Consider the following 22,054-nt stretch of genomic DNA (forward strand, 5'->3'; position numbering starts at 1 on the left):
CTTTCTTAATTTAGGTTGGAATTAGTACCGTTAACCGGGGATGGATTTTCTTTCAGATGCTTTAACATTTTCTCGTAATGCTGCTGGTGCATTTGTCCAGCCTGCTCCAATGCAGATTTGATCTCTGGATTTTGGCAGAAGCCAGCATAGAAATGAGCTTTCTTCGTCGCAAGCAGATTCCAGGAAAGCATATCAGAAATGTACAAGTGATCTTTCGTGCTAACCATTGTAGGTGGTTCTGGCATAACATTGGTTTGATTTTGTCCTGCTGGTTGATTTTGTTGCATAGAAGTGACCTCCTTTTAGAAATAGTCATATTCTTTAATAGAGTTCCAAAAAGAAACAGCCTTATGCTTCATTAGAAAGAACATGAAACTTTGTATTTTTCTAAAATTTCTGTCAAAATATAAATATAATATTATTGCTGTTTTTTATTTCTTTGGTGGAGGGGTTTCCGTATGGAGAGAGTGTTAAGAAATTTCTTTCTATTTTTGTCGAAAAATAAATTGTTTACTAAATTAGCAAGAAAATATGGATTGCGATTTGGCGCAGGTCGCTTTGTAGCTGGGGAAACGATGGAAAACACAGCAAAAGTAATTGAAGAGCTCAATCGAAAAGGCATGGATGTTACGATAGATCATTTAGGAGAGTTCGTCGACAATGAAGAAGAGGCAAAGCAAAGAACGGATGAATGTATAGAAGCGGTTCATGTAATCGCGGAGAAAAACCTACATTCGCAATTGTCCTTAAAGCTAACCTCCATGGGATTAGATATATCTGAGGAATTAGTTGTGGAGAATATGAGAAAAATATTGGAAGCTGGTAAAAAGCATAGCGTTTTCATTACTATTGATATGGAGGATTATGAACGATACGAACAAACATTAAGGATATTTCAGCAATTAAAAGAGGAATATGATTTAATTGGAACCGTTCTACAAGCTTATTTATATCGAGTCGAGGAAGATGTTGCAAATCTTAATGAATACAGTCCAAACCTTAGACTCGTTAAGGGAGCGTATAAAGAGTCGCCAAAAGTTGCGTTCCCGGAAAAGAAAGATGTAGACGAAAATTTCAAAAAGATTATAAAGATGCACATGCTGAACGGAAATTATACCGCTATCGCTACGCATGATGACGCCATTATCGAGTACACGAAACAGTTGGAAAAGGAGCATAGCATTTCAAGAGAGCAATTTGAATTTCAAATGTTGTATGGAATTCGACCAGAAAGACAAGAGGAGCTGGTAAAGGAAGGGTACAGAATGCGGGTGTATGTACCTTATGGAGACGATTGGTATGGGTATTTTATGAGAAGATTAGCAGAGCGTCCAGCCAATGTAGGCTTCGTCCTGAAAGGAGTATTTGGTAAATAAGCTGCTTCCATTGCAATATAATTAGAAAGAGGTACAATGAGCATGTCCTACGTAGTGAATACAGACGTGCTTATTTTTTTATTGCTAAAAAACTACCGTCCTAAATCCCACATATATAATTAGAAGGAAGAAGAGGTGTGAGTGATGAAGCCTTTCACAGCAGAAGTAATACGAATTATTCAACAAATTCCAAAGGGAAAAGTAATGGCTTATGGGCAAATCGCCAAATTCGCCGGAAATCCAAAAGCAGCGAGGCAAGTAGTACGAGTGCTGCATAGTATGGGAGAGAAGTATCAATTACCATGGCATAGAGTCATTAATTCTAAAGGGGAAATTGGGATAACGGATGAAGAAGCGTTTCAAGAACAAAAACTGACTCTTCAGGAAGAAGGGGTGGACTTTCTGAATGATAAAAGAATAGATATGGCCCAATATCAGTATTGGCCAGAGCGAGAGAACGATATTTAGTTGCCTCAAAGCGGGCACTTTCGCTTTTCATGATCCAGCTGCAGTGGGCAGTGACTAGAAGGGTTCTGTCCCCTCCTTGCGATAAGTCAACATCAATTCGCGTTGCTCATTGTGTTTCCTTTATCTCATGCGGGGCCATCCACCCTTTACGTCACTAAACGCCCACTTCCGCTTTTCATGATCCAGCTGTGGCGACCAAAGACTAGTGGGCTTCCTCCCTCTCCTTGCGATAAGTCAACATCGATTCGCTTTGCTCATCGTGTTTCCTTTATCTCATACGAGGCCGTCCAGCCCATACGCCGCAAAGCGGGCACTTTCGCTTTTCTAGATCCAGCTGCAGTGGGCAGTGACTAGAAGGGTTCTGTCCCCTCCTTGCGATAAGTCAACATCAATTCGCGTTGCTCATTGTGTTTCCTTTATCTCATGCGGGACCATCCACCCTTTACGTCACTAAACGCCCACTTCCGCTTTTCTTGTAAAAAAAGATTGCGAAATGTCTGAATTTATTTTATAGTATAAGTAGAATATGGATTGCGAGTTCTATATATTTTTTTGATGTAAAATGAATGAGCATTCATTCAAAAGTAAGGGGGATATGGTATGAATCGATCAATCAAGCGAGCGGCTGTTTTGGGCTCTGGGGTTATGGGAGCTGGAATTGCTGCCCACTTGGCAAATGTAGGGATTCCAACAATTATGCTGGATATTGTACCAAAGGAATTAACGGACAAGGAAAAGAAGCAGGGGTTAACGCTTGAGGATTCTATTGTTCGCAACCGTATTAGTGAATCATCTAAAAAAGGGTTGCTGAAACAGAAGCCTTCTCCATTAACGAGTAAAAATAACTTGGATTTAATTGAAACCGGTAACATGGAAGATGATATGCACAGACTGGAAGAGGCAGATTGGATTATTGAAGTTGTGGTGGAACGACTAGATATAAAACAAAAGGTGTTTGAATCTGTCGACCAGTATCGAAAAGCAGGATCTATTGTCAGCTCTAATACATCCGGAATTTCGGTTGAGAATATGAAAGATGGCAGGTCAGAGGATTTTAGAAAGCATTTCCTTGGAACTCATTTCTTTAATCCGCCTAGATACTTAAAGTTATTAGAAATTATCCCAACTGCTGATACGGATAAAGGTGTACTGCAGTTTATGAAGCAATTTGGTGAAAATGTACTTGGTAAAGGGGTAGTCGAAGCAAAGGATACACCAAACTTTATTGCCAATCGTATTGGGACCTATGGGCTCCTTGTGACGGTGAGAGAGATGGTGCAGGGTGGTTATAGTGTTGGTGAGGTTGATTCTGTAACCGGTCCGATGATAGGACGGCCAAAAAGTGCAACGTTTCGTACATTAGATGTTGTTGGTTTAGACACATTTTTACATGTTGCAAAAAATGTCTATGATCAAGTAGAAGGGGAGGAGCAGCAGGTATTTGATCCACCTGCCTTCATGAAAACAATGCAGGAAAAAGGCTGGTTAGGCTCTAAAACAGGTCAAGGCTTTTTCTTTAAACAACGTGGATCACAAGGGAGCTCCATCTTAGAAATTAATCCTGAGACACTTGAGTATGAGGAACGTAAGAAATTAAAGACAAAAGCCACAGAAGCTGCTAAGCAGGAGAAGGGGTCCAAACGGAAGCTAAAGACTCTCATATCTGCTAAAGGAGATCGAGCTGGTGATTTAATTTGGAATATTGTTCAGCCTGTGCTGGTGTACGCAGCAGAACTAACAGGTGAAATCGCAGACGATATTCCTTCTATAGATGACGCAATGAAGTGGGGATTCGGCTGGGAGATAGGCCCATTTGAAATGTGGGACGCTATCGGTCTCAAAGAGTCTGTTACTAGAATGAAGGAAGAAGGACATACAATTCCTGGCTGGATTGAAGACATGATTTCTAATGGTCATGATTCATTCTATCAACAGGAAAATGGAACCGTTTACTACTACCATAATGGAGAGTACGTCCAACGTTCGTTTAACGAAAAAGAAATTCACTTAGGGCGTTTGAAAGAACAAAAGGGAGTTATTAAGAAGAATAAGGGTGCTAGTCTAATTGATATTGGTGACGGGGTTGCCCTGCTGGAATTCCACTCTCAGAACAACGCTATTGGTGTAGACATTATGCAAATGGTCGAATATGCGATTGAAGAAGTTCAGCACAATTATGAAGGGCTTGTTATAGGTAATCAGGCGAAGAACTTCTGCGTTGGTGCGAATCTGGCGATGATTTTAATGGAAGCACAAGACTATAACTTTGTTGAAATTGATATGGTAATAAAGAAATTTCAACAAGCTATGATGAAAATCAAATATTCAGAGAAACCAGTTGTGGCAGCTCCATTTGGGATGACGTTGGGAGGCGGAGCGGAAATTATTCTACCTTCCAGTGCGATTCAAGCTTCATCAGAAAGCTATATCGGACTAGTCGAAGCTGGAGTTGGACTTATCCCTGGTGGAGGAGGCAACAAGGAATTATATCTAAAGCATCTCCGAAATATTCCTAAAGGAGTAGACATTGATTTACAGAAAGTGGCGAATGATGTGTTCCAAAAAATCGCAACAGCACAAGTGTCTACATCTGCAGAAGAAGCTAAAGAATCGGGATTCCTGGATCAAATGGATGCCATTAGTGTAAACGGGGATCATGTCATTCATGATGCCAAGCAAAAAGTATTAGGGTTAGCCAGAGCTGGGTATCAACCACCGAAACGGACTACGTTCCCAGTAGTTGGAGAAGCGGGTTATGCTACGATGCTTCTTGGTGCGAAAACAATGGGCTTTGGAGGATATGCTTCAGACCATGATATAAAGATTGCGCAAAAGCTTGCTTTTGTTCTTGCTGGTGGCAATATTCCACAGCACTCTTATGTGGATGAAGACTATTTATTAGACCTGGAGCGAGAAGCCTTCTTAAGTCTTGTAGGAGAACCAAAGACCCAGCAACGAATGCAGCACATGCTAATGAAAGGGAAGCCACTACGTAACTAATATGCAATAAGGGGGAAGAAGCGTGAAGGAAGCCGTCATAGTTTCAGGTGCTAGGACACCTGTAGGGAAAGCAAATAAAGGATCACTTGTAAATACTAGACCAGATGATTTAGCTGCATTAACTGTTCGTGAAACGTTGAAGCGTGCTAATGGGTACGAAGGAAATATAGATGATGTCATTATTGGATGTGCAATACCTGAAGCAGAACAAGGTACGAACATGGCAAGAAGTATTTCGGCATTAGCTGGCTTGCCTAATACCGTACCAGGCATAACCATTAACCGTTATTGCTCTAGTGGTTTACAAAGTATTGCTTATGCTTCAGAAAGAATCATGCTCGGCTATAGTGATACTATTGTCGCTGGTGGAGCGGAGTCTATGAGTCTAGTACCTGTTCCAGGACATGTGGTCAAACCGAATGTCAAGCTAGTGGAAAATGCACCGGAATATTATATGGGAATGGGATACACTGCTGAAGAAGTCGCAAATCAATTCGGTATTAGCAGAGAGGAACAAGATGCTTTTGCAGTTAGAAGTCATGAAAGAGCTGCAAAAGCTATTCAGGAGGGGAAGTTTCAAGATGAAATTGTACCTGTACCCGTTACTCATCGTTCTGTAGGAGCAGATAACAAAATCATGGAACAGCAGTTAGAGTTCTCTACTGATGAGGGAGTTCGAGCTGGGACAAATATGGAAGCGCTACAAAGGCTAAAACCAGCTTTTACATTAAACGGCTCTGTAACCGCGGGCAACTCTTCTCAAATGAGTGATGGGGCTGCTTCTGTGCTGGTAATGGATCATGACAAGGCTAAAGCAGATGGGCTAAAGCCATTAGCTAAATTTCATTCTTTCGCAGTAGCTGGTGTAGCTCCAGAAATAATGGGAGTTGGGCCAATCGAGGCGGTCCCTAAAGCATTAAAATTGGCTGGCCTTACCATAGAAGATATAGGCTTATTTGAATTAAATGAAGCATTTGCCTCTCAATCCATTCAAGTCATTAGACAATTAGGCTTGGACGAGGACAAGGTGAATGTGAACGGCGGAGCAATAGCGCTTGGGCATCCCCTAGGGTGTACTGGCACAAAACTTACGCTCAGTCTCGTTCATGAAATGAAAAGAAGAAATGAGCAATTTGGTGTGGTAACGATGTGTATCGGCGGCGGAATGGGTGCTGCTGGAGTCTTTGAACTATTATAGAGGAGGAAACGAAAATGAGTGAAACGAAAGAAAAGGTGTTTAAAGGCGGAGGCTTTCTAGTTGAAGATTTAACAGCAGAAGATGTGATTACACCCGAGGATTTCACAGATGAGCATTTGATGATTGGGAAGACAGCAGAGGATTTTGTGCTAGGGGAAGTTGTACCAAAAATTGATAACCTAGAGAACCATGAATTTGAGCATTCTGTAGCATTGCTTAAGCAAGCGGGGGATCTTGGTCTTTTAGGCGCGGACGTTCCAGAAGAGTATGGAGGACTAGGATTGGATAAAATTAGTTCTTCACTTATCACAGAAAAATTCTCCCGTGCTGGTGGTTTTTCTGTAACGCATGGGGCTCACGTAGGTATTGGCTCCTTACCGATTGTGTTTTTCGGTAACGAAGATCAAAAACAAAAGTATCTGCCTATTTTGGCAACAGGTGAAAAGATTGCTGCTTATGCGTTAACAGAACCAGGATCAGGATCTGATGCACTTGGAGCGAAAACCACAGCAAAGCTTAATGAAGCAGGTACCCACTATATTCTCAATGGTGAAAAACAATGGATTACTAACTCCGCTTTTGCTGACGTATTTGTAGTATATGCCAAAATCGACGGAGATAAATTTACCGCATTTATAGTGGAACGAGAGTACCCTGGAGTTTCTACTGGACCAGAAGAGAAAAAGATGGGGATAAAGAGTTCCTCCACTAGAACATTAATATTAGAAGATGCGGAAGTACCGGTAGAGAATGTCTTAGGTGAAATTGGCCGCGGACATGTAATTGCCTTTAACATTTTAAATGTTGGTCGTTATAAGCTGGCTATTGGAGGAGTTGGCGGCTCTAAACGCGCACTTGAGCTTGCGGTAAAATATACTAATCAGCGTAAACAGTTTAAGACACCAATTTCTCAGTTCCCGCTTACTCAGGAAAAACTAGGGACCATGGCGTCTAACATTTATGCTAATGAAAGCTCCGTTTACCGGACAGTGGGATTGTTTGAACAGCGCATGGGTAAATTATCAGATGAAGAACTAAAAGATGGTAAAGAAGTTGCCAAAGCTATTGCTGAATATGCTATTGAGTGCTCCCTAACGAAAGTATTTGGAACAGAGCTCCTTGACTATGTTTCTGATGAAGCAGTTCAACTACATGGCGGCTACGGTTTTATGCAGGAATATGAGGTTGAGCGCCTTTACAGGGATTCACGTATCAATCGGATCTTTGAGGGTACGAATGAAATTAATCGTATGATTGTGCCTGGAACGTTAATGAAGAAGGCAATGAAGGGTGAACTTCCGTTACTTCAACAGGCTCAAAGTCTGCAAGAGGAACTAATGATGATGATGCCTGAAGAGCCTGGTGACGGAACGTTAGAGCAGGAGAGATACTTGCTAAGAAATGCGAAAAAAGTAGGGTTATTAGCAGCAGGTCTTGCTGCACAGAAATTCGGCGAGAAGCTAGAAAATGAGCAAGAGCTTTTAGTAAATATTGCAGATATTGTAGGTGAAATATACAATATGGAATCTGCCCTTCTTCGTACAGAAAAGGCTATCCAAACGTCTGGAGAAGAAAAGAGCAAGCAGAAGATTCTTATGACAGAAGTGTATATTCAAGAAGCCTTTAACCGAATTGAAGGCCATGCGAAAGAAACGTTAATTGCAAGTGAAGAAGGTGACACGCTTAGAATGATGCTATCCGCTCTTCGAAAGCTGACACGTCATACTCCAATCAACGTAATCGCGAAAAAACGCCAGGTTGCTGCTACGGTTATTCAGGAAGAGAAATACGTACTGTAATTGAAGAAAAGGGCAGTCTTCCATAGGAGGACTGCTCTTTAGTTTAACCTAAGCAGGGAGTGGACCGGTGACATGATGGGGTGCATTTTGGGAAAATGAACATAAGGGTGTTTGAAAAATAATAGCTATGATTAGGACGGGCGGTGTGAATATGATAAAATAATTGCAAATAGATAAAAGGAGGGGTATTAGGTGGCATTATCCTTTTACTGGTACCCGCAATGTGGTACATGTAAAAAAGCCAAGAAATGGCTCGATGAGCAAGGTGTAGCGTATGAATCAATACATATTGTCGATCAACCACCTACGAAAGACCAACTACTCACCTTCATGAGAGCGAGTGGTATTCCTGCTAAGAAGTTCTTTAATACAAGTGGAAAGAAATACAGGGAACTTGGAATGAAGGATAAACTGCAAGATGCCTCAGAGGAACAAATGGCTGAATGGCTCGCTTCAGATGGAATGTTAATAAAACGTCCAATTGTGACAGATGGTAATGAGGTAACGGTAGGTTTTAAAGAGGAAACTTTTGAGAATACATGGAAGTAGCAAGCATAACATTTGGTTTCTAAAGTTATGTTTAATACATTAATAATGTAATAAGAAAATGGAGGGTTTTAAGATGAGTTTACCAAAAGAGCTATATTATTCCGAGGAACACGAATGGGTTAAAGTAGAAGGAGATAAAGTACGAATTGGTATTACCGACCACGCACAATCTGAGCTAGGAGACATCGTATTTGTTGAACTACCAGAAGTTGGAGACACAATTGAAGCAGATGAACCTTTTGGTAGCGTTGAATCTGTTAAAACAGTTTCTGAACTTTATGCTCCATTAAACGGTAAAGTTGTTGGCGTAAACGAAGAATTAGACGACAGTCCAGAATTTGTAAACGAAGCTCCCTATGATAAAGCATGGATGATTATCGTTGAACCAAATGATATGGGAGAGCTGGAACAGTTAATGAACTCTGATCAGTATCAAGCAATGGTGGAAGAAGATTAATTCATACATTTGCTACTTAGGGACACCCTATAAATAAGGGGTGATTACCTATGGACTTAAAAAGTCGCCGTCTTCATGAGCAGAAGAAGACGAAGAAAAATAATCAATTACACCAGTCACAGCCATCTCTAGATTCTAAGCTTGGCCAGAATCAGGAAAGCTTTAGAGGAACATCAGATCCAGCAAAAGTTCGTCAATATGTAGATTGTGATGATGAGAATGGTTGGTGCTAATATTCTGAAGGTGGCAGTGGGAAATCCCACTGCCCTTTCTGTATAATGAAGTGAATACTCTGCATTCTCGTTTAAGCTTCTAATTTTTGGTCCAATAATATGTAATTTCTAATGGAATAATTGCGCTAGCTATCATAAACTAAAGAAAAGAGAATGCAGGAACAGGTGATGTATATGGCAGATGTGGAGAAAGTCATTATTGTGGAAGGTAGAACCGATAAGCAGCAGATTAAGAAAGTAGTTAATGAAGATGTGGAGATTATATGCACGAATGGCACATTAGGAATTGAACGTTTAGAAGAATTGATCTTCGAACATGATCTCGATAACAAGTATGTGTATATTCTAGTAGATGAAGATGATTCCGGTCACAAATTAAGAAAACAGCTGTCTTTCGAGTTACCACATGCTGAACACATTTATGTTGATAAATCATTTAGAGAAGTAGCAGCAACACCTGAGCCAGAACTAGCTTCTGCGCTTGTAAGCAGGAGCATATCTGTTGATCCAATCTTTTTAACGTAAATAGGTGATATAGAATGCAGGAAATGGAAGATAATCCTCTTCAAATATTAGATGAGCAGTCCTCTACTTATACCATGACGTTTATATACAGTCCGTTTTGTGGGACGTGCCATGTAGCCAGAAGGATGTTGGATACATTAGAAGCAGCTAAGCAGCACACGTTATTTAACGAGTTGAATGCATCGTACCATCCCGCATTTATGGGAGATTTTCAAATAGAAAGTGTCCCTTGCTTGTTAATCACAAAAGGAACAGAACTGCAGGAGAAAGTATATGCGTTTCAATCTGTACCGTACCTGTTAGAGATAGTATCTAGATATAAGTATTGAGAACACCCCCATGCGAAATATTGCATGGGGGTGTTCGACAATATTTATTATTTCTCGGGAAATACTTCGACAGAAATTGTGTCTATTACCTGTTACCATAAGAGAAAATATTGCTCTATGAACACAGGGGGTGTGTTGATGGATAAAGAAGTATTACAGAATTGGGTTGAGCGTATAGAATCACGATCTGACCTTTTTCCTCTAGTTATGGATAAAACATTATCTGTAGCCTTCTTTAGTGGTGAAGAACAGCTGTTTGTTATATTTACAAATGGTTCTTGTATTACATCCACATCTGCACCAAATCAATTAGATATCATGATTGAAGCAAAACCATTCATTCTTAAAGACATATGGCAGGGGACTTGTAGGTTATTGAGTGTCCCTAATCATTTAATTAAAATGAATGGCAGTTATAAAAACTTACTGTGGATAGAATCTCTCTTCCATTTGGCTAGACCATTATAATAATTTATTTCCAATGGCTTGGACAATATCCATCATGTTGGCTTTGTCACCAAACTGTTCTACGAGTTCTCCTTGCTTATTAATGAGGACTGTAGTCGGAACACCTTGACACTGATACACATCATACGTTTTTCTCCCATCATCTAGCAGTGTAAGTTGTGACAAATACTTATTAGCATAAGTGATGCCAGCCTGCTCATCTCGTTCTCGTCCTACTACATTTATTGTTATCATTTCGACGTTGTCATGATCCATGGAATCATACAATTGCTCCTTTTTCGGTAAATCACGAGCACTGTCTGGACACCAGGAGGCCCAAAACGTAAGGATTACATGCTTGCCACGGAAGTCCTCTAAATGGTGAAATCGCCCATCTATAGATTGCAGCTCAAATGTCGGTGCTTTTTTCATGTACACCACCTTCCTTCCATTAAATATACCTATACATGGCATCATAGCACATGTATCTTTGTATGCTAAATAATTCATATTTTCTTATATAGTGCTAATGCATATGTACTATAGTATATAATGTGTACAAATTGCTAAGTGGTTATAAAATTTTTAGGTAAAAGGATTGACCGTTCCAAAGTACCATGCTAGAATGTGAAATAGAAATCGACGGATTAGTACGTTAATTGAATAAAGAAAGCTCTTATTACGAGAGGCGGAGGGACTGGCCCTATGAAGCCCGGCAACCATCAAACCTAGTTTGAAAGGTGCCAAATCCTGCTAAGTTGGATGACTTAGAAAAATAAGAGGACGAATCTACGCTTATATAAGCCTTTCTGTCCTCTTGACAGAAAGGTTTTTTTGTTAGCAAATACCGTTGATGGAATAGATTGAAACAAAAAACCAAGTATAATTATGAGTTTAGTCTATAAAGGAGGAAGGTCAGCCGTGATATCTATTAAGAATCTACAAAAGGTATTTACATCTAGTAGCGGCAGCGTCCAAGCGGTTGATGACGTAAGTCTTGATATTGAGAAAGGCGAAATTTATGGGGTAATAGGATATAGTGGTGCAGGTAAAAGTACCTTTATCCGTTTATTAAATCGTCTAGAGGATCCAACTAGTGGGGAAGTTATCATCGACGGTCAAGATATCGCCAAGTTGAGAAATGGACAGCTTCGAAAGGCAAGACAAGAAATTGGCATGATATATCAACATTTTAATTTATTATGGTCAAGAACGGTAAAAGATAATATTGCTTTTCCACTGGAAATCGCAAAGGTTCCCAAAGCCGAGATAAACAAACGCGTTCAGGAGCTAATTGATCTTGTAGGACTTTCAGGCAGAGAAGACTACTTTCCTTCTCAATTGAGTGGAGGGCAAAAGCAAAGAGTTGGTATAGCTCGTGCCCTTGCCAATAACCCCAAGGTGCTGCTTTGCGATGAAGCTACTTCCGCGTTAGATCCTGAAACAACAGATTCCATTCTGAACTTGCTGACTGATATTAATAAGCAGCTAGGTTTAACCATTATACTCATTACGCATGAAATGCATGTCATTAGCAAAATCTCCAATCGAGTAGCCGTCATGGAGGGTGGGCAAGTAGTGGAAGAAGGAGATGTTCTAGAAGTTTTTCGTCATCCGAAACAGAAGGTGACTAAACGATTTGTCCAACAAGTTATGGGAGATAAGGAACAGGATGACGCTTTAGAAGCAATTGTAGCCGAATATGAGAGTGGTACAGTATTGAGATTACATTTCGTTGGCGAGAAAACTAACCAAGCTGTTATTAGTGAGGTCGCCAAACAATACCCTGTCGCTGTTAATATTCTTCAAGGTAAAATAACGCAGACACAAAAAGGCGCATACGGTACGCTTGTAGTTCACCTTACAGGGGACGATGATGATATACAAAAAGCAATTCAATACATCTCAGAAACATCGGTAGAAGTAGAGGTGAATCCAAATGTGGAGTAAGTTATTTCCTAACGTAGTTGGTCAGGAATTGTGGGATGCGACGAAGGAAACCCTGTATATGACTGGGATTTCAGTGCTAGGAACTTTCATTTTAGGTATATTATTGGGGTTATTATTATATTTGACAACGAAGAACGGAATTTGGGCTAACAAGCCACTTCATTTTATTGTTTCAACCATTGTCAATGTTTTTAGAGCTATCCCGTTTATCATTCTCATTTTGCTGTTATTCCCATTCACTGATTTCTTAATAGGTACCATTAGAGGTCCAAATGCTGCTTTACCGGCGTTAATTATTGGAGCTTCTCCGTTCTATGGAAGGCTTGTAGAAATCGCCTTGCGGGAAGTGGATAAAGGAGTCATCGAGGCAGCGAAAGGGATGGGTGCGAAAACATCAACGATAGTTTTCAAAGTATTACTCCCAGAATCTATGCCAGCTCTTATTTCAGGAATCACGGTGACAGCTATTAATTTAATTAGCTTCTCCGCGATGGCAGGTGTCATCGGTGCTGGTGGACTTGGTGATTTAGCCTATCTAAAAGGCTTCCAGCGCTGGGACTTTGATGTAGTACTTGTAAGTACGTTCCTTATTGTGCTTATAGTGTTTTTATTTCAATTCATCGGAGATTCTATTTCTAATAAATTAGATAAACGATAATAAAAGGAGAGAGTATAGGATGAAAAAAATTCTTACCGTATTGATTAGTTCCTTATTCATTTTAGTCTTAGCAGCTTGTGGAACATCTGGAGAGTCCTCAGAAGGAGGAGACAGCTCTTCAGAAGAAACAAAGAAGGTGACTGTTGGCGCATCCAGCACGCCACACGCTGAAATTCTGGAAGAAGCAAAACCGGTGCTTGCAGACAAGGGCGTGGAGTTGGACATTCAAACATACCAAGACTATATTTTACCGAATAAAGATTTAGAAGGTGGAGAAATTGATGCTAACTTCTTTCAGCACACTCCATATCTAGAGGATCAGAAAGAAGAGTTTGGATATGAGTTTGTAAGTTTAGGTAAAGTGCACATCGAACCTATGGGAGTATATTCCAAAAATATTGAAAGTGTAGAAGACATAAAAGAAGGAACAGAAGTGATCATGAGTCGTTCCGTCGCAGACCATGGTCGAATCCTTTCTTTGTTTGAATCCAAAGACCTTATTGAATTAAAAGAAGGCGTAAGTAAGAAAAATGCAAAAATAGAAGATATCGCTAAAAACCCAAAAAATCTTCAGTTCTCGGCTGATGTTGATGCAGGGCTGCTTCCTCAGAACTATGAGCGTGAAGAAGATTCCTTAGTTGCCATCAACACAAATTATGCTATCGAAGCAGGCCTTAACCCGAAGGAAGATTCCTTATTTATGGAAGGCTCTGAGTCTCCGTATGCAAACCTATTAGTTACGACTTCTGACAACAAAGATAATGAAGCATTACAGAAAGTATTAGAAGTGCTTCAATCGGAGGAAATTGCTTCCTTTATTGAAGAAAAATATAACGGGGCCGTAGTCCCGGTTAGTGAATAAACAATTTTTCCCTCTATGGATAGAAGATGGTGTGCTGGTCATACTATCGTTAGATAAATTCTATCCTGGAGGGATTTTTTTATGGAACAACAACATCAACCAAAAAGTACAACAGAGCAGGCTTTATTTCATTACAAACATGGCATGGGAGTATTTGAGAAGCAAATGCCGGATGTAGCGCATCAATTTAATCAATTTACAGAAGCATGTTTTACAGAAGGTACATTGTCCCAAAAGGAAAAACAACTCATTGCACTAGGTATAAGTGTAGTTGCTCAGGATGAGTATTGTATGATTTATCATACAAAAGGATGCTTAGATCAAGGGGCAACACAAGAAGAGATGATGGAAGCATGTGGAGTAGCGGCTGCATTCGGTGGCGGTGCTGCATTAAGTCAAGCAGTTACCTTAGTACAGGAAAGCATCGACGAAATGCAACAATATAAGCAATAATCTGAAATCATGAATAATAAGCAGTAAATGAGAGTATTTGCGATGAATTGTAGGAAGGGAAAAGGTAATAGTTCAGTTGGAAATATTTCTCTTGCGCAGAGGGGAAAATAGGTTTAAATGCCTTTTGTAGGGGTAATTCCTCTGTGGTAGACTAAAAGGCGTAAATAATTGATATTAATTCTGAAGGGAAGGATTCACTATTAGTGACCAACTGAACTTGAATTACACAAGTGAAATGGAGAAAGCAATGCATCAATCGCATGGCATTGGCTACGAGCAGTATAGCCGTTGTGTTGACTCCCGTTTGAAAGTGGAGCAGCGTCGTCAAGAGGACTTTAAAGCAGGCCAACGGATCGTAGCAGAAGTGGACCGACTCATTCATCGTTAATTAATACAACAAAGAGAATAAAAATATAAAAGCTAGGCGAAATGATTATTCATTTCGCCTTTTTAGCTTGGTTATAAAAATTCACCTGATCTTAAACAAAATGCTATTAAGATGTAAGTGCTATCTCCTTCTTATATGAATGAATCTAGCATCAAGCTTGATCTATAACAGGGCTTATTATTTATATTTATTTTACATTTAGGGCATGATGTTGCAGGAGCTGTTTTCATGTAGTACTGAACTTGTTATCATATGGAAGTAGGGTATTAGGAGATAATAATAATGAAAAAACCCGGATACATTCTCATAAATTCACTTTGCTCCTCTTCTCAAAAGTAAAACAGTTGATAATAATTTTAATTTGATATAAGATTGTGATTGAGAATAAATTGAGAATGGTAGCACCAGGTCCTCAAGTCGAAGCACATATTAGAAATGAAATTGGAGGTATTGAGATGGCAGGATCAACTCTAGAAATTAAAGATCTTCACGTAGAAATTGAAGGAAAAGAAATTTTAAAAGGTGTTAACTTAACGATAAATGGTGGTGAATTCCACGCCGTTATGGGACCAAATGGAACAGGTAAGTCTACGCTTGCCTCTGCTATTATGGGACACCCTAAATATGAAATTACTAGTGGAACTATTACTCTAGACGGAGAAGATGTTCTGGAGATGGAAGTAGACGAACGTGCGAAGGCAGGTCTATTCCTTGCTATGCAATATCCGAGCGAAATCTCCGGAGTTACAAACTCTGATTTCTTACGCTCTTCCATCAACTCCCGTCGTGAAGAAGGCGACGAAATTAATCTAATGAAATTCATTAAAGAAATGGATAGCAATATGGATTATTTAGATATCGATAAGAATATGGCGCAGCGCTATTTAAATGAAGGGTTCTCCGGCGGTGAGAAGAAACGTAATGAAATCCTTCAGCTAATGATGCTTAGACCTGAAATCGCAATTCTTGATGAAATCGATTCTGGTTTAGACATCGACGCATTAAAAGTAGTTGCAAAAGGTATCAATAAAATGCGTGATGAACAGTTTGGCTGCTTAATCATTACTCACTATCAGCGTCTTCTAAATTACATTACTCCAGATAAAGTACATGTTATGATGCAAGGACGTGTCGTTAAATCTGGTGGTCCAGAGCTTGCGCAACGCCTTGAAGCAGAAGGATATGACTGGATTAAACAAGAGCTTGGCATTGAAGATGAAACGGTAGAAGCGTAATCAGTTAGGAGGAATAAGATGACTGTTGAAATTCAACAACTTCCATATGATAAAGAATATGTTACTCAATACTCAGAAAAGCGTAATGAACCCAAATGGATGACAGAATTACGTTTAAATGCTTTAGAGCAAGCTGATTCGCTACCAATGCCTAAGCCTGATAAAACAAAAATCGATAAATGGAACTTTTCTCGTTTCCAACACGAGGTTGAAGGGCAAACTATCGATTCACTTGATGATCTGCCTGAGTCCATTACCAATTTCTTGGACGAGGAGACAACAGTAAATAACTTAGTTATTCAACGTAATCATACTGTTGCTTATAAGACACTTTCTAAAGAGCTTGAAGATAAAGGTGTTATCTTTACGGATATCTTCACAGCAATGGCTGAGCATAGCGAATTAGTGAAACAATATTATATGACAGATGGTGTTCATGCGGATGAAAACCGTTTAACGGCTCTTCATGCTGCGTTAATGAACGGCGGGGTTTTCTTGTACGTACCGAAAGATGTGCAAGTAGATCAGCCTATCCAATCTATTTTCTGGCAGGAAGATCCTGAAGCAGGTTTAACTAACCATGTTCTCGTAGTAGCAGAGCAAGGAAGTTCTGTAACCTATGTAGAAAATTACATTTCTCACAACCAGACTGAGGAAACGGTTGCCAATGTTGTTACTGAGGTAATTGCAAAGGATAACGCTAAGGTTTCCTTTGGCGCTGTGGATAATTTCGCTCCAGGGACTACTACGTACATGAACCGTCGTGGGGTTGCTTATAGAGATGCACGAATAGAATGGGCACTTGGGCAGATGAATGACGGGAATACGGTAAGTGAGAACGTTACCTACCTTATGGGCGACAATGCATATGGAGATGCAAAAACTGTTACGGTAGGCCGCGGTGAACAAAAGCAAAACTTCACAACCAATATTATTCATTACGGTAAAGACTCAGAAGGCTATATTCTTCAGCATGGAGTTATGAAGGATAAAGCAAGCTCTATCTTTAATGGTGTGGGTAAAATTCACAATGGTGCTACAAAATCCAATGCAGAACAGGAATCTCGCGTACTAATGTTAAGCAAGGATGCGCGTGGGGATGCTAACCCTATCCTTCTTATTGAAGAAGATGATGTTACAGCGGGGCACGCAGCTTCTGTAGGGAGAGTAGATCCTATTCAGTTGTTCTATCTTATGAGTCGCGGTATTCCAAAACATGAAGCAGAACGCTTAGTCATTCACGGCTTCTTAGCACCTGTTGTAAAGCAATTGCCGATTGAAGCGGTTAAGAACCAACTTCGTGAAGTAATTGAAAGGAAGGTTTACTAATGGATGTGAAACAAATTCGCCAGTCCTTCCCTATTCTTCAACAGGAAGTAAACGGCCATCCATTAGTGTACCTGGACAGTGCAGCTACCTCTCAAAAGTCAGACCGAGTAATAAATGCGGTAGATCAATATTACCGAGAATACAATTCTAATGTTCACCGAGGTGTTCATACACTTGGAACAAAGGCAACAGACGGCTATGAGGGTGCTAGAGACAAAGTAAGAAGATTTATTAATGCGAAGAGTACTCAAGAGATCATCTTTACTAGAGGTACCACTACTTCCATTAATACAGTTGCTTATAGCTATGGACGTAATAATCTCCAAGCTGGTGACGAGATTGTCATTACACCAATGGAGCATCACAGTAATATTATTCCTTGGCAGCAAACAGCTAAAGCGACTGGCGCAACACTTAAGTACATCCCTCTACAAGAGGACGGCTCAATTTCTCTTGAAGACGTGAAAGAAACTATTACAAACAACACTAAGATTGTTGCTATGATGCACGTTTCTAATGTCCTGGGAGCTATTAACCCTATTAAAGAGGTTGCCCGTATTGCTCATGAACACGGTGCTGTTATGCTCGTGGACGGAGCGCAAAGTGCTCCACATATGAAAGTGGATGTACAGGATTTGGATTGCGACTTCTTTGCCTTTTCAGGGCATAAAATGGGTGGTCCAACTGGAATAGGTGTTCTTTATGGCAAGAAAAAGCTTCTTCAAGAAATGGAGCCAGTTGAATTTGGCGGCGAAATGATTGATTTCGTCGGCTGGTACGATTCAACCTGGAAAGAGCTTCCCTGGAAATTTGAAGGCGGAACGCCGATTATTGCTGGGGCAATCGGTTTAGGAGCTGCAATAGATTTCCTTGAGGAAATTGGACTCGATGCTATAGAAGAGCATGAGAAAGAACTGGCACATTATGCTATCCATCGACTACAGTCCATGGAAGGTGTTACAATATATGGACCAGAGGAAAGAGCTGGTATTGTTACCTTCAATCTAGATGAAGTACACCCACACGATGTGGCTACCGTTCTTGATGCTGAAGGCATAGCAGTTCGTGCTGGTCACCATTGCGCTCAACCTTTAATGAAGTGGTTGAACGTTTCGGCCACAGCAAGAGCAAGCTTCTATATGTATAATACAAAAGAAGATGTAGATGCTTTTGTGGATGGATTACAAAAGACGAAGGAGTTTTTCGGAGATGTCTTTTAACAATCTCGATCAACTTTACAGACAAGTAATAATGGACCATTATAAGAACCCTCGTAACAAAGGTGCATTAGAAGGGGACCATTTAACCGTAAATATGAACAACCCAACTTGTGGAGATCGAATTGAGCTACAACTGCAAGTGGAAGATGATAAAGTGGTAGATGCTAAATTTGATGGAGAAGGCTGTTCCATCTCCCTTTCTTCGGCATCTATGATGACTCAGGCTATTAAAGGTAAAAGTGTAGAAGAGGCCGTGAAAATGTCTGGCATCTTCTCTGACCTTATGCAAGGAAAAGAAGTAGATGTGGATATGGATGATCTAGGAGATATTCAAGCTTTGCAGGGGGTAGCTAAATTCCCTGCCCGCATTAAATGCGCTACACTGCCATGGAAAGCTATGGAACAAGGTGTAGAAGAGGAAGAAGCCGAATAGCTTTGGGTTAATTACTTGAAGGAGGTTATATAGTATGGCTAAAAAAGAACCGGAAATTGGCGAATATCAATATGGTTTTTCGGATAAAGACGTTTCTATTTTCCGTACAGAGCGTGGCCTTACAGAAGCAGTAGTCCGTGAGATTTCTCGTCAAAAAGAAGAGCCTGAATGGATGCTTGACTTCCGTTTGAAAGCGCTGAAGCAGTTCTATAAAATGCCTATGCCTCAATGGGGCGGCGATTTAAACGAGCTGGATTTCGATGAGATTACGTACTACGTAAAGCCATCTGAAAAATCTGAACGCTCTTGGGATGAAGTACCGGAAGAAATTAAACAGACGTTTGACAAACTCGGTATCCCAGAGGCAGAACAGAAATATCTAGCAGGTGTTTCTGCTCAGTACGAATCTGAAGTAGTGTACCATAACATGCAAGAGGATTTGGAAAGTCAAGGTATCGTCTTTAAAGATACAGACACAGCATTGAAGGAGAATGAAGAACTATTCCGTGAGTACTTCGGTAAAATCATTCCTCCAGCAGATAACAAGTTTGCTGCCCTTAACTCTGCAGTTTGGTCTGGTGGTTCCTTCATCTATGTACCTAAAGGTGCAAAAGTAGACACGCCGCTACAAGCTTATTTCCGTATTAACTCTGAAAATATGGGACAGTTTGAACGTACGTTGATTATCGTTGATGAAGAAGCATCAGTACACTATGTAGAAGGTTGTACAGCACCAGTTTATACGACCAACTCTCTACACAGTGCAATTGTTGAGATTTACGTGAAAGACAACGCTTATTGCCGTTATACTACGATTCAGAACTGGGCTAACAACGTTTATAACCTTGTAACTAAGCGTGCTAAGGCAGGTAAAGGTGGTACTATGGAATGGGTAGATGGTAACTTAGGTTCTAAGCTTACGATGAAATACCCATCAGTTATTCTAGCCGGCGAAGGTGCACGTGGTATGACACTATCCATCGCACTTGCTGGTAAAGGACAGCATCAGGATGCTGGGGCTAAAATGATTCACCAGGCTCCAAACACATCTTCTACCATCGTTTCTAAATCCATCTCCAAGCAAGGTGGTAATGTAACGTATCGTGGAATAGTACAATTCGGGCGTAAAGCAGAGGGAGCACGCTCTAACGTAGAATGTGATACCCTCATCATGGATAATAAATCTAAATCTGATACGATTCCTTATAACGAGATTATGAATGAAAACATTTCTCTGGAACACGAAGCGAAGGTTTCTAAAGTATCAGAAGAACAATTATTTTATCTAATGAGCCGCGGTATTTCGGAGGAAGAAGCTACAGAAATGATTGTAATGGGCTTCATTGAACCATTTACGAAAGAACTTCCTATGGAATACGCAGTTGAAATGAACCGTCTAATCAAATTTGAAATGGAAGGTTCTATCGGTTAATAATTGACTAACTCCTGACATGATTCGTTCATGGCAGGGGTTTTTTTATTGGACGATTGAAATCTATATTTGATATAAAATCAGATGAAAATGGCTCCCATCCTCACTTTTTTTAGGCTTTGCATAGGTGACGCAGAGTATGGTGCTATCTTTAATTGGTAAACGAATTGCTGCCTGAATTATACTTCTTGAAGAACTACATTCAGTTCTCATACAAGTATTAATAATATTTTGAATAATAACAAAAAATCTGATAAGTTAGAACAGTAAATGATCACTAGGCAGAATGTAAAACACTATTTTGAAAGCGCTTAATTAAAGGGGAGTGTACATGTTAAAAGGAGCTATTCATCTTTCAAACAAATTAATGCAGCGTTACTTACCTGACCCGTTCGTCTTTGTTATGGTTCTTACAATGGTTGTTATGGGACTAGGATTACTTGTTACGAATAGTACACCTGTTCAGATGGTTCAATACTGGGGAGAGGGATTTTGGGATCTTCTTTCCTTTTCCATGCAAATGGTGCTTGTGTTGGTGACGGGTTATGTATTAGCGAGCAGCCCGTTTTTTAACAGGGTGTTACAGGGGCTTGCCAAGCTCCCAAAAACTCCGGGAAAAGCAATTGTACTTGTAACAATCGTGTCAATGGCTGCTAGCTGGATCAATTGGGGTTTTGGTCTTGTTATTGGAGCGTTATTTGCTAAGGAATTAGCACGACACGTGAACAAAGTAGATTATCGGCTGTTGATTGCAAGCGCCTATTCTGGATTCCTTATATGGCATGCTGGCTTAGCGGGCTCTATTCCTTTAACCATAGCTACTCCAGATCACTTTACAGCTGATGTAATAGGTGTTTTACCGACAAGTGATACAATCTTTGCCTCGTTTAATCTTATTATTGTGGCTGTCCTATTTCTCATTTTACCATTGTTAAACTGGTGGATGGCACCATCTGAGGAGGAAACAATACATATTGATCCTGCTACTCTTCAAGAGGAACCACGCGCTGAAGCAGCTACAATGGAAGCGAGTGAGTGGACACCTGCCGATCGCTTAGAGAATAGTACCATCTTAGCAGTAGTGACCGGTGGGTTAGGTATAGCTTTTCTCGTTTATTATTTTGTCCAAAATGGATTTGCTTTGAATTTAAATATCGTAAACTTTGGTTTTTTATTTCTTGGTTTGGTGTTCCATGGTACACCAAGACGATTTATTGACTCGGTAAAGGATGCTGTAAAAGGAGCCAGCGGCATTATCATCCAGTTTCCATTCTATGCGGGAATTATGGGGATGATGGTGGCCTCCGGTTTAGCTACGGAAATGTCTCAGTGGTTCGTCAGTATATCATCTGATTTTACCTTCCCTTTTTTTGCATTTCTTAGTGCGGGTATAGTTAACTTCTTTGTTCCTTCTGGCGGTGGTCAATGGGCAGTTCAAGCGCCTATAATGTTAGATGCAGCAAAAGAGCTCGGTGTTCCGACTCCGAAAACAGCCATGGCTGTGGCATGGGGAGATGCCTGGACGAATATGGTCCAGCCTTTCTGGGCTTTACCTGCTTTGGCCATTGCAGGCTTGAAGGCAAAGGACATAATGGGATTTTGTTTTATTGTACTTATCGTGAGTGGAGTCATTATCTCGTTAGGATTATTATTTTTATAATAAAAAGCATGCTGATTCTATTTACTGGGATTAGCATGTTTCTTTTTTTTCTA

Annotated in this window: 24 protein-coding genes and 1 riboswitch; of the genes, 22 read left to right on the forward strand and 2 right to left on the reverse strand. The window is 40.2% G+C overall.

Annotated features, from left to right (window positions below):
* Positions 1–5 precede the first annotated feature (5 nt).
* On the reverse strand, positions 6–287 hold the full coding sequence (locus ACFFGV_RS09655; protein WP_377347144.1) for a hypothetical protein: 282 nt from the start codon (positions 285–287) through the stop codon (positions 6–8).
* Between the two features lie 171 nt (positions 288–458).
* Between ACFFGV_RS09655 and ACFFGV_RS09660 the strand changes: the two genes are divergently transcribed.
* The 11 genes from ACFFGV_RS09660 to ACFFGV_RS09710 all read left to right on the forward strand — a co-directional run bounded on the left by ACFFGV_RS09660 (position 459) and on the right by ACFFGV_RS09710 (position 10,402).
* Positions 459–1,376, forward strand: coding sequence for a proline dehydrogenase family protein (locus ACFFGV_RS09660; protein ID WP_377347146.1), 918 nt, complete (start codon positions 459–461; stop codon positions 1,374–1,376).
* A gap of 144 nt (positions 1,377–1,520) precedes the next feature.
* A complete protein-coding gene (locus tag ACFFGV_RS09665) occupies positions 1,521–1,844 on the forward strand; it encodes an MGMT family protein (RefSeq protein WP_377347148.1) in 324 nt (107 codons plus the stop codon).
* A 600-nt stretch (positions 1,845–2,444) separates the two neighbouring features.
* A complete protein-coding gene (locus ACFFGV_RS09670) occupies positions 2,445–4,844 on the forward strand; it encodes a 3-hydroxyacyl-CoA dehydrogenase/enoyl-CoA hydratase family protein (protein WP_377347150.1) in 2,400 nt (799 codons plus the stop codon).
* Positions 4,845–4,866: 22 nt separating this feature from the next.
* Positions 4,867–6,042, forward strand: coding sequence for an acetyl-CoA C-acetyltransferase (locus ACFFGV_RS09675; protein ID WP_377347152.1), 1,176 nt, complete (start codon positions 4,867–4,869; stop codon positions 6,040–6,042).
* Between the two features lie 14 nt (positions 6,043–6,056).
* Positions 6,057–7,841, forward strand: a complete 1,785-nt coding sequence (locus ACFFGV_RS09680) for an acyl-CoA dehydrogenase FadE (protein WP_377347155.1) — start codon at positions 6,057–6,059, stop codon at positions 7,839–7,841.
* Positions 7,842–8,033: 192 nt separating this feature from the next.
* On the forward strand, positions 8,034–8,390 hold the full coding sequence (locus tag ACFFGV_RS09685) for an arsenate reductase family protein (protein ID WP_377347157.1): 357 nt from the start codon (positions 8,034–8,036) through the stop codon (positions 8,388–8,390).
* 73 nt (positions 8,391–8,463) lie between these two features.
* Positions 8,464–8,847, forward strand: coding sequence for a glycine cleavage system protein GcvH (gcvH, locus tag ACFFGV_RS09690; protein WP_377347159.1), 384 nt, complete (start codon positions 8,464–8,466; stop codon positions 8,845–8,847).
* Positions 8,848–8,897: 50 nt separating this feature from the next.
* Positions 8,898–9,080: a hypothetical protein gene (locus ACFFGV_RS09695; protein WP_377347161.1), complete on the forward strand. Its 183-nt coding sequence runs from the start codon at positions 8,898–8,900 to the stop codon at positions 9,078–9,080.
* A 168-nt stretch (positions 9,081–9,248) separates the two neighbouring features.
* Complete coding sequence (locus tag ACFFGV_RS09700; RefSeq protein ID WP_377347436.1) at positions 9,249–9,605, forward strand: toprim domain-containing protein; 357 nt, start codon at positions 9,249–9,251, stop codon at positions 9,603–9,605.
* 14 nt (positions 9,606–9,619) lie between these two features.
* Entirely contained in the window at positions 9,620–9,934 is a 315-nt protein-coding gene (locus ACFFGV_RS09705; RefSeq protein ID WP_377347163.1) for a thioredoxin family protein, read from the forward strand.
* 138 nt (positions 9,935–10,072) lie between these two features.
* Positions 10,073–10,402: a hypothetical protein gene (locus ACFFGV_RS09710; protein ID WP_377347165.1), complete on the forward strand. Its 330-nt coding sequence runs from the start codon at positions 10,073–10,075 to the stop codon at positions 10,400–10,402.
* On the opposite strand, the gene ACFFGV_RS09715 is transcribed toward ACFFGV_RS09710, so the two are convergent.
* Complete coding sequence (locus tag ACFFGV_RS09715; protein ID WP_377347167.1) at positions 10,397–10,813, reverse strand: TlpA family protein disulfide reductase; 417 nt, start codon at positions 10,811–10,813, stop codon at positions 10,397–10,399. The two genes, ACFFGV_RS09710 and ACFFGV_RS09715, sit on opposite strands and share 6 nt — an antisense overlap.
* Before the next feature lie 241 nt (positions 10,814–11,054).
* Positions 11,055–11,163, forward strand: a riboswitch (SAM riboswitch).
* Between the two features lie 139 nt (positions 11,164–11,302).
* Between ACFFGV_RS09715 and ACFFGV_RS09720 the strand changes: the two genes are divergently transcribed.
* The 11 genes from ACFFGV_RS09720 (at position 11,303) to ACFFGV_RS09770 (ending at position 22,001) form a co-directional block, all read left to right on the forward strand.
* Entirely contained in the window at positions 11,303–12,331 is a 1,029-nt protein-coding gene (locus ACFFGV_RS09720; protein WP_377347169.1) for a methionine ABC transporter ATP-binding protein, read from the forward strand.
* On the forward strand, positions 12,321–12,989 hold the full coding sequence (locus ACFFGV_RS09725; RefSeq protein WP_377347171.1) for a methionine ABC transporter permease: 669 nt from the start codon (positions 12,321–12,323) through the stop codon (positions 12,987–12,989). The genes ACFFGV_RS09720 and ACFFGV_RS09725 overlap by 11 nt, the downstream gene beginning before the upstream one ends.
* Positions 12,990–13,008: 19 nt before the next feature.
* Positions 13,009–13,851, forward strand: a complete 843-nt coding sequence (locus ACFFGV_RS09730) for a MetQ/NlpA family ABC transporter substrate-binding protein (RefSeq protein ID WP_377347173.1) — start codon at positions 13,009–13,011, stop codon at positions 13,849–13,851.
* 81 nt (positions 13,852–13,932) lie between these two features.
* Complete coding sequence (locus ACFFGV_RS09735; protein ID WP_377347175.1) at positions 13,933–14,304, forward strand: carboxymuconolactone decarboxylase family protein; 372 nt, start codon at positions 13,933–13,935, stop codon at positions 14,302–14,304.
* A gap of 247 nt (positions 14,305–14,551) precedes the next feature.
* Complete coding sequence (locus tag ACFFGV_RS09740) at positions 14,552–14,692, forward strand: YuzK family famiily protein (RefSeq protein WP_377347177.1); 141 nt, start codon at positions 14,552–14,554, stop codon at positions 14,690–14,692.
* A gap of 455 nt (positions 14,693–15,147) precedes the next feature.
* Positions 15,148–15,927: a Fe-S cluster assembly ATPase SufC gene (gene sufC / locus ACFFGV_RS09745; protein WP_377347179.1), complete on the forward strand. Its 780-nt coding sequence runs from the start codon at positions 15,148–15,150 to the stop codon at positions 15,925–15,927.
* Positions 15,928–15,945: 18 nt separating this feature from the next.
* Positions 15,946–17,256, forward strand: a complete 1,311-nt coding sequence (gene sufD, locus ACFFGV_RS09750) for a Fe-S cluster assembly protein SufD (RefSeq protein ID WP_377347181.1) — start codon at positions 15,946–15,948, stop codon at positions 17,254–17,256.
* On the forward strand, positions 17,256–18,476 hold the full coding sequence (locus ACFFGV_RS09755; RefSeq protein WP_377347183.1) for a cysteine desulfurase: 1,221 nt from the start codon (positions 17,256–17,258) through the stop codon (positions 18,474–18,476). Before sufD ends, ACFFGV_RS09755 begins: the two co-directional genes overlap by 1 nt.
* Positions 18,466–18,909 (forward strand): Fe-S cluster assembly sulfur transfer protein SufU, encoded by a 444-nt coding sequence (gene sufU, locus ACFFGV_RS09760; RefSeq protein ID WP_377347184.1) that lies wholly within the window; start codon positions 18,466–18,468, stop codon positions 18,907–18,909. The genes ACFFGV_RS09755 and sufU overlap by 11 nt, the downstream gene beginning before the upstream one ends.
* Before the next feature lie 34 nt (positions 18,910–18,943).
* A complete protein-coding gene (gene sufB, locus ACFFGV_RS09765) occupies positions 18,944–20,341 on the forward strand; it encodes a Fe-S cluster assembly protein SufB (RefSeq protein ID WP_377347186.1) in 1,398 nt (465 codons plus the stop codon).
* 331 nt (positions 20,342–20,672) lie between these two features.
* Complete coding sequence (locus tag ACFFGV_RS09770; protein WP_377347188.1) at positions 20,673–22,001, forward strand: short-chain fatty acid transporter; 1,329 nt, start codon at positions 20,673–20,675, stop codon at positions 21,999–22,001.
* The last annotated feature ends 53 nt before the right edge of the window (positions 22,002–22,054 follow it).

This window comes from Pontibacillus salicampi (assembly GCF_042434395.1).
In the GTDB taxonomy this organism is placed as follows: Bacteria; Bacillota; Bacilli; order Bacillales; family BH030062; genus Pontibacillus; species Pontibacillus salicampi.